This is a genomic window from Marinobacter sp. B-12 (genome assembly GCF_056857915.1).
In genome coordinates, this window is sequence record NZ_JBSXOB010000014.1 from 22,773 (window position 1) to 30,018 (window position 7,246).

At 54.6% G+C, this 7,246-nt stretch carries 8 protein-coding genes; 2 read left to right on the top strand and 6 right to left on the bottom strand.

The window, feature by feature from the left end; translation table 11 throughout:
- The first annotated feature begins 115 nt into the window (after positions 1 to 115).
- On the top strand, positions 116 to 1,072 hold the full coding sequence (locus tag AC13D2_RS00570; RefSeq protein WP_317307223.1) for an AraC family transcriptional regulator: 957 nt from the start codon (positions 116 to 118) through the stop codon (positions 1,070 to 1,072).
- Here AC13D2_RS00570 and AC13D2_RS00575 read toward each other — a convergent pair.
- The 4 genes from AC13D2_RS00575 to AC13D2_RS00590 all read right to left on the bottom strand — a co-directional run bounded on the left by AC13D2_RS00575 (position 1,069) and on the right by AC13D2_RS00590 (position 4,101).
- On the bottom strand, positions 1,069 to 1,974 hold the full coding sequence (locus tag AC13D2_RS00575) for an IclR family transcriptional regulator (protein WP_317307222.1): 906 nt from the start codon (positions 1,972 to 1,974) through the stop codon (positions 1,069 to 1,071). The genes AC13D2_RS00570 and AC13D2_RS00575 overlap by 4 nt on opposite strands.
- 24 nt (positions 1,975 to 1,998) lie before the next feature.
- Positions 1,999 to 2,322 (bottom strand): hypothetical protein, encoded by a 324-nt coding sequence (locus AC13D2_RS00580; protein ID WP_317307221.1) that lies wholly within the window; start codon positions 2,320 to 2,322, stop codon positions 1,999 to 2,001.
- Positions 2,323 to 2,415: 93 nt separating this feature from the next.
- Positions 2,416 to 2,763 (bottom strand): cupin domain-containing protein, encoded by a 348-nt coding sequence (locus AC13D2_RS00585; RefSeq protein WP_317307220.1) that lies wholly within the window; start codon positions 2,761 to 2,763, stop codon positions 2,416 to 2,418.
- Positions 2,764 to 2,793: 30 nt separating this feature from the next.
- The gene (locus tag AC13D2_RS00590) at positions 2,794 to 4,101 is read right to left on the bottom strand and encodes an NAD(P)/FAD-dependent oxidoreductase (RefSeq protein WP_317307219.1); all 1,308 of its coding nucleotides are present in this window, start codon (positions 4,099 to 4,101) and stop codon (positions 2,794 to 2,796) included.
- A gap of 171 nt (positions 4,102 to 4,272) precedes the next feature.
- On the opposite strand from AC13D2_RS00590, the gene AC13D2_RS00595 reads away from it, so the two are divergent.
- Positions 4,273 to 5,259 (top strand): LysR family transcriptional regulator, encoded by a 987-nt coding sequence (locus AC13D2_RS00595; RefSeq protein ID WP_317307218.1) that lies wholly within the window; start codon positions 4,273 to 4,275, stop codon positions 5,257 to 5,259.
- On the opposite strand, the gene gcvA is transcribed toward AC13D2_RS00595, so the two are convergent.
- Complete coding sequence (gene gcvA, locus AC13D2_RS00600; RefSeq protein ID WP_317307217.1) at positions 5,256 to 6,209, bottom strand: transcriptional regulator GcvA; 954 nt, start codon at positions 6,207 to 6,209, stop codon at positions 5,256 to 5,258. The two genes, AC13D2_RS00595 and gcvA, sit on opposite strands and share 4 nt — an antisense overlap.
- Positions 6,210 to 6,241: 32 nt before the next feature.
- Complete coding sequence (locus tag AC13D2_RS00605; protein WP_482938044.1) at positions 6,242 to 7,111, bottom strand: BCCT family transporter; 870 nt, start codon at positions 7,109 to 7,111, stop codon at positions 6,242 to 6,244.
- Between the last annotated feature and the right edge of the window lie 135 nt (positions 7,112 to 7,246).

Consider the following 7,246-nt stretch of genomic DNA (forward strand, 5'->3'; position numbering starts at 1 on the left):
TATAGCGCTAATCAGTCTTGGGTTAGTACAAGTTTGCGCTGCCAAATTGGTTGTTGATTGACCATCTAAATTTATATAAAGTGAACTCATTAACAATAAGTAAATGAGGCGAGAGATGTTTGGTCAATCACTTGCGGGCGCTACCGTCCTTCAGGGGGCACATCCGGAAGAGGTGTCTTCGTTCGTTAATCAGCATATCGGGCAGCATCGCCTGGAAATGCTGGGAGAGCAGAAACGGAAGTCCAGTCTCAGCTTCAGGGAATTTGCCGGGTTTGGGATGTCCCAGCTCAGCTACGGTAATCATGTACGGGTAAAAAGCCCCGAACTTGAGTCCATCTACCACTTTCAGGTGGTCACTCGGGGTGAGTGTGTCTGGCATCAGGCGGGCGAGCGCATGAAGGTTCGCAGTGGTCAGGCGGTTATGGTGAACCCGTATGAAAAAATTGATCTGGAATACTCGGATGATTGCGAAAAGCTGATCATCAAGGTTCCGGAGTATGTGCTCAATAATGCCCGTGAGTTGTCACACGGTCGGTTGCCGGAGGATGGCATTCGCTTTATCCGGGCGCCTGTGGAACTGCGGCTGTGTCCGGCACTGATCAACATCATGGAGGCGGTACTCTCCGAGCTTGACGATGCTGAGGATGAGGATATAAACCCGGTTTGCGGCGCCTATCGTGAAATCATCCTCAAGAAGCTGCTGAAGGTGTTTCCCAGTAACTGGTCATCTCAGGAAAAGGGGCCGGCCTGTACACCTACCCTGGGTAAAATGCTCCGTTACATTGAACAGAACGTGCATCGCAACATCGATATTGAAGAGCTTTCCAGTGTCTCCAACATGAGTGTTCGATCCATCTACAATGCGTTTTCCAAGGCCTTCGCAACAACCCCGAAGTGTTACATCAAACAGTTGAAGCTGCAGAAGTTGCGGGAAGATCTCCTGCAGGGGAAGTGCCGGAATGTCACCGAAATTGCGTTGGATTATGGCTTCAGTCACCTGGGCCGGTTTTCCTCTGACTATCGAAAATCCTTTGGCGAGTTGCCCTCCGAAACCATGCGAATGGCCGGTTAATCCCGGCCATTGCCCTCCCGCTGTTGCCCGCAAATCTGCCGCGTTACCCGGTCACTGCATTCCCGGACCTGTTCGAACAGGAATGAGCCTTCGCTGATGTCAGTGTCCCGGTCAAGACCCAACAGGGTGATGACAGTGACGATGCTGCCGTTGATGTCGAAGACCGGGCGGCTCAGCACATTGATTTCGGGTAGATAGTCACTGAAAAACGCGCAGTAGTTGTCCCGCTTGATGGTCTCCAGATGGGGTTGCAGTTCTTCCCGGGTGACGGGTTTGCCCCGATGTTTCGGGAGTGACTTGGAGTTCTTGTAGTACTGGTCCACCAATTCCTTTCGCCGTTCCGCTGGCAGGTGGGCGAGGTAAATCCTTCCTGACGCGGAGTTCAGTGGCGACAGTTCGGCGCCCAGTCGGACGTTGACCGAGATCGGCTGGCTTGAATCCAGCCACTTGATGATCAGCGGGCCGTTCCCGTTCCAGACGGTGACCGACACGGTTTTGTCGGTTTCCTCGTTGAGCCGGTCAACGGCTTCATAGCTCAGTTGAATGGGATTGATGCGACGGAGCGCGGAAATACCGAGGGTCAGGCTGGAATTACCCAGGGTGTACTGGGTCTGGTTTACCTGATTGATGTAGCCTTCTCTCAGCAAACTGACGAGGTATTTGTGGGCACGACTGGGTGAGAGGTCCAGGGCCCCCGACAGCTCTTTGAGGGTGGGTGGCCTGGAAGCCACGGAGATGTAGTTGAGGATATGCAATCCGATTTCCAGCGAACCGATTCCCTGCCGCTTTGGGCTTTCTTCTGCTATGGACGTTACCGTTTGCAATTGACTGGTGCTGCCTTGTACCAGCGGAAAACAGGTGCCCTGGAGACGGCGGGCACCTGTTTTGCGGGTTGTTGGCAAGGATACCAATTCTGAAGGTCCGGATCAGAATTTGTACTTGGCCATGACCTCAACCTGCTGGCCTTCGGGCAACAGTGGGCCGAAGGCGAGATTGTACTTTCGCCACTCTATCCCGGCTTCCAGATCCTGGGTGATGTTATGGATCAGGTTAACGCGGGACTGGTTGGAACGGCCGAAGATGCGGGAATCCCCATCATCGACTTTTTCATAGATGGCTTCGGCTTTGAAATAGCCACCGATGCTGAATTTGGTGTCGTTGAACTCGCCGAGTTCGAGAGCGTGAACGGCGGGGGCCGCGCTGAGACCGGATGCAATAGCGAGCGCTAACAATGAATGTCGATAGTTCATTTGCCTTCTCCTTGTTGTTTGGCATTTGAACTATCGGTTATTCAGGCGTGGGCAAATATCCGGTTAGTGAACATTTCTATCCGTTTTTTGTAGCTATGTACATTCTGTTGCCTTCCAGTTCCCCGGGTAAACCGCATAAAAAATGCTTGCCCGATCGCCTTCGTACCGGAGTTCCGTACCTTCAGGAATCCAGAGAATGTCCCCGGGGGCGGCTTCGAGCACGCCTTCGTTGACCACGAGGCGAAATACGCCTTCGATCACATACACGACCTCATCGTACAGTACTGTCCAGGCGACGGAGCAGGCGTCGAAATGGGCGACGCCGGCGCCCATGGTATTGCTCATTTCGATGCTGACGGCCCGCGCTACTTCAGCGTGCCCCGGCGGGCCTCCACGGTGTTTGAAATTCAGGCTTGAGTGGCGAATCAGTGTTGCGGCCAAGGGGGCTCCTTTTGTGTTTCGGTCGGAGTGTCAGACTTCTGAACGACTGGCAAATCGTGCTATCGCCATGCGCAAAGGCACGCCCACCCTCAGCAGCGGTTTCGGTGGTAGTCGGGAAGGGGAGCCCGATACTTCAAGCATGTCGGAAAGCAGTTCGGTTTTCTTTCCGCACGCCATGTCCGCCAGCATCATGCCGGATACGGTACCCCGGGCGGCGCCAACGCTCTGGTCGCAGCACGAGAGGTAGATCCCCGGTTCTATTTCTCCAAAGTAGGTCTCGAAGTTGCCGGACAGGCCGCTGGCTCCGCCCCACGTGTACTCGAATTCCACATCCTTGAGTTGCGGGTAGCGCGCATCAAACGCTTTCCTGTGCCGCACTCCAAGGCCAGGCAATAGGTCCTGAGGCGTATTGTAGTCGTGGGCGTAACGATAGGAATTACGGATAATAATTCGCCGGTCCTGTGTCATGCGGACCGTCGTGCCGGCGTGGTCCGCCGGTGTGATTCCCCAATCGAGCTGCCCGCCATAGCGTTTCATCTGATCATCCGTCAGAGGTTTGGTCATGCTGGCGAAGGTCATGACTGGCAGTATACGGTCGCGCATGAAACCGAGTTCGGCGGTGAAGATATTCGTACCCAGTATTAGTTTGCGGCATTTGATGCTGGAGTTTCCGGTTTTCAACAGAAAACCGCTTTCCGTCCGGGTGATTTCAGTAACCGCCGTGTTCTCGGCGATCTGAACGTTGTCTGGCATATTGTCTGCCAGCCCGCGCATCAATGCCGCGGGCTGCATTAGTGCGCCACCCGGCGTAAAAATCGCAGAGCTGTAGAAGTCTGTTCCGAAGACTGACTTGATCCGTTCGCGGGGGATTCTCTCGTAACTTTCGCCAAAGCCTTTCAGCAGTTCTTCGTAATGGCTGAGAAACTTCTCCCCTCGCGCGCCCACGGCGGCCTGATATTTGCCGGCAGGGGACCACTGGCAGTCAATGCCGTATTGGTCGATCTGGGTTTTCAAGTAGTCGATGGCGGTCCGGTTCAGGCAAACCAGTTTGCGCTTCAGATCGTTGTCATTCGATTCCAGGTCCCGTTTATGGGGCTGGTCAATAACAAAACCCGAGTTACGCCCAGATGCGCCTTGGCCAATTTTGAGCGCTTCGATGAGAAGGAACCGTTCGTTGGGGCGGTTTTCAGCCAGTCGACGCACCGCTGCGCAACCGACGAAACCGCCACCAATCACGACGGTATCCACTCGCACATTGCTCATGAGCTCGGGAAACGATGAAACGTTGTCGAGGGCTTCGTACCAGCCGCAGTGGCCATCGTATTGGGGAAGAATCATTGCCTGTATCGCTCATTGCTGTGTTGCGGTATCAAGGCCCAGTGGTTCGGGCCTGTTCGCGTTACACAATGATTATTCGCGTCAACTATTAGATAATCTACATTTAGAGAGCAATGTGATTAAAAATTATAGGTATAATTAGCTGTGCTTATGCAATGGTGATTTTTAACAATGGACCCGAATCTTCTCGATACTCAGTTACTGAGCACGTTTGTAACAATTGCCGAGTCTCAGTCCTTGACCGACGCGGCCAATCGGCTGTCGGTCACACAGTCAGCAATTTCCCAGTCGTTGAAACAGCTTGAGGGTATAGTCGGGGCGGAATTGATCGTCCGTCGCACGCGGCCGGTACAGCTCACGGCAACAGGGCAGGTTCTGAAGCGCAGTGCAGATACCATCCTTGCGGATCTACGCCGGTTGAGCGTGCAACTGAGGTCTACGGCGGAAATGAACCTGGTTCAGTGTCGCCTGGGGCTTGTGACATCCTGCTCAGAGGTATTCGGCAGCAGACTTATCGCCAGGCTGAGTAGCCGAATCGAACGACTGACGCTACGTAGCGGTATGACGCCAACGTTAACGCAGGCGTTCCTGGATCGTGAAATTGACATTCTGGTTTCCAGTGAGCCGATGCACGATGTCGCCGGGCTTGAGCGGGTCCGTCTTTGCCGAGATCCAATGCTGGCGGCAGCATCAACCAGAATGTTGGAGGGTGTGGATGTGAATCATGGCGCGCCAGGTTGGGTAGAGAGACTTTTACAGTCCAAACCGCTCATCCGCTATGGGCGCAACACGCATATAGGCGCCTTGAGCGAAGTGACAATGCGGCGTATGCGGCTTCAGACCAGTGTTCGATATGAAACCGACGATACGCATACGTTGATGAGCTTTGTTCAGGATGGACATGGCTGGGCAATACTCAGTGGGCTGTGTCTTGCCCAGGTGTTGTATAGGACAGAGGGGGTCCGTTTTATCGAACTTGATGCCAGCCGTCATGCACGCGAGCTGTATCTGTTGGCGAGGGAAGGGGAAATGGGCGATATCCCCTCACAGGTGGCGGAAAGCATTCGAACCCTTTTGCGAGAGGATATCGTGCCTGATCTGGCTGCTCGCGCTCCTTGGCTGAACAAAGATCATTTCGCAATAGACCTTGAGGCCTAGTTCGATGGCGCAGAAATACGGGTGGTGGCCGATGTTTCACCCGAATAGGAGGGGTCTTCCCTGACATGCTCAAGCAGCCAGTTACGGAACTCCTCGACACCGGGCTTTCTTCTGGCCTGCTCCTCGGGTTCAAGCATGTAGAAATGGGCCTCGGTATTCAGCTCTGTGGGAACGGGGCGCACGAGTACCCCGTTGTCCAGATATTGTTCGACCAGTTGCTGCCAGCCAAGGGCAATTCCCTGGCCGTTGAGTGCTGCCTGGATCAGCATGGGATAGTTGTTAAGGTTGAGTCTGCGGCGGGGCTCGATCAGTTTCAGTCCGGCAGAGCGAAACCATTCTTTCCAGGTCAGCCAGTTCTCATTGGAGTCTAGCCAGAGCTGAGTTGTACCAAGCACCTCTTCTGGAGCGTCCGCAGTCTGGCGCTCCAGGAAAACCGGGCTACAAACGGGGTAGACCCGTTCACGAAACAGGGGGGTTACAGACGTTCCCGTCGGGGCCTTCCGATAATAGAACAGAGCTACATCGTACTCTGAGCTACGCACGCCCTTCAGAGAATCCGTTGCCAATATGCGGACATCGATATTCGGATAGAGGTCCTGGAACTTCGGCAGTCTCGGCAGCAGCCAGAGCGAGGCCATCGCGTTTGAGGTGGCCACTGTGATCTGCTTGTTCGACCGCCATTGCAGGACATCGCTTGTCGCGTCGGCCAACACCTGCAGGGACTGTTGCACGCTGGCGTAGTAATCCGTGCCGGTTTGCGTCAGCCCCAACTGGCGCTTGTCCCTGACGAAGAGTGCGCGGCCCAGGTATTCCTCAAGGTGCCGGATCTGCCGGCTGACGGCTCCCTGAGTCACACTCAGCTCGGAGGCCGCCTGAGTGAAACTCATATTGCGCGCGGCCGACTCGAAAGCCACCAGGCTGTTCAGAGGAGGTAAGGGTTTTATTTTCACCGGTTTCTCTCTGGCAAAGTTGGTACTTGTTATTAGCGGAGCTGATTGGCGAGCGAAAGTCTGTCGGATTCCGACGCCTCTTCGCTGCCCTGACTGTACTCACTTTCCTCTATTTTCGACATCGGGGCTAGTGCTGAAAGCCCGAGTTCGGCACGCAGCGTCTTCATCAAAGAGACCGACATAACCAGCAGCAAAACGGCAATGGGCATACCGGCAACAATCGTTGCTGTCTGCACTGCCTTCAGTCCCCCGGCGTAGAGCAACCCGCCAGCGATAAGAGCCTGCATCACGCCCCATATCAGTCGTAAGGTCATGGGAGGTTCGAGACTGCCCCGGGTGCTCAATGTACACAATACAAGCGTACCCGAGTCTGCGGATGTTATGAAATAGGTAGCAAGAAGCAGGATAATTAAAACAGATAGGGACTGGCCTATAACGCCGGAATCGAGTTTCGAAACGAGTGTGAATATCGCCGATGTGGTCTCGGCCTGAGTCGCCAGAAGGATGTCACCGCCCTTGAACTCCGCGGCCTCATCGACCAGCAGGCCCGCCTCTACCTGACTCTGGTGAGCAGCGTGGTCATCCTGCTCCATCTTCAATGCTGCTCCTCCGAAGACGGACATCCAGATAAATGTGATCAGCGTGGGTACTATCAGGGCGCCGGCAATCAGTTCACGAATGGTCCTGCCCCGCGAAATGCGTGCGATGAAGATGCCAACGAAAGGCGCCCAGGTCATCCACCACGGCCAGTAGAAGGCCGTCCACCAGTTTTGCCATCCACTGTTTTTCTGCGCGTCGCTCCAGGTACTCAGCGAGACAACGTTAGCGAGGTAGTCGCCAGTGCTTTCTATGAGGGTGTTGAGGAGGTAACTCGTTGGCCCGATCAGAACGACTGTAACCACTGATATGTTTTGACCTGTCAAATGGTTGCGCAATGTTCGTTGTTACACCTCCGGTTAAGCACGTTGGATCAGAGCACGGCCAGGCAGTTTGCGACGGTGGATCATACTGATATACGTGGATTGGTTACCGACCTG

What these genes read in the sequence shown, in the direction of transcription:
- AC13D2_RS00580 (WP_317307221.1), bottom strand. Translation starts at nt 2,322, where the DNA reads ATGAACTATCGACATTCATTGTTAGCGCTCGCTATTGCATCCGGTCTC.
- AC13D2_RS00595 (WP_317307218.1), top strand. Translation starts at nt 4,273, where the DNA reads ATGGACCCGAATCTTCTCGATACTCAGTTACTGAGCACGTTTGTAACA.
- AC13D2_RS00590 (WP_317307219.1), bottom strand. Translation starts at nt 4,101, where the DNA reads ATGATTCTTCCCCAATACGATGGCCACTGCGGCTGGTACGAAGCCCTC.
- AC13D2_RS00570 (WP_317307223.1), top strand. Translation starts at nt 116, where the DNA reads ATGTTTGGTCAATCACTTGCGGGCGCTACCGTCCTTCAGGGGGCACAT.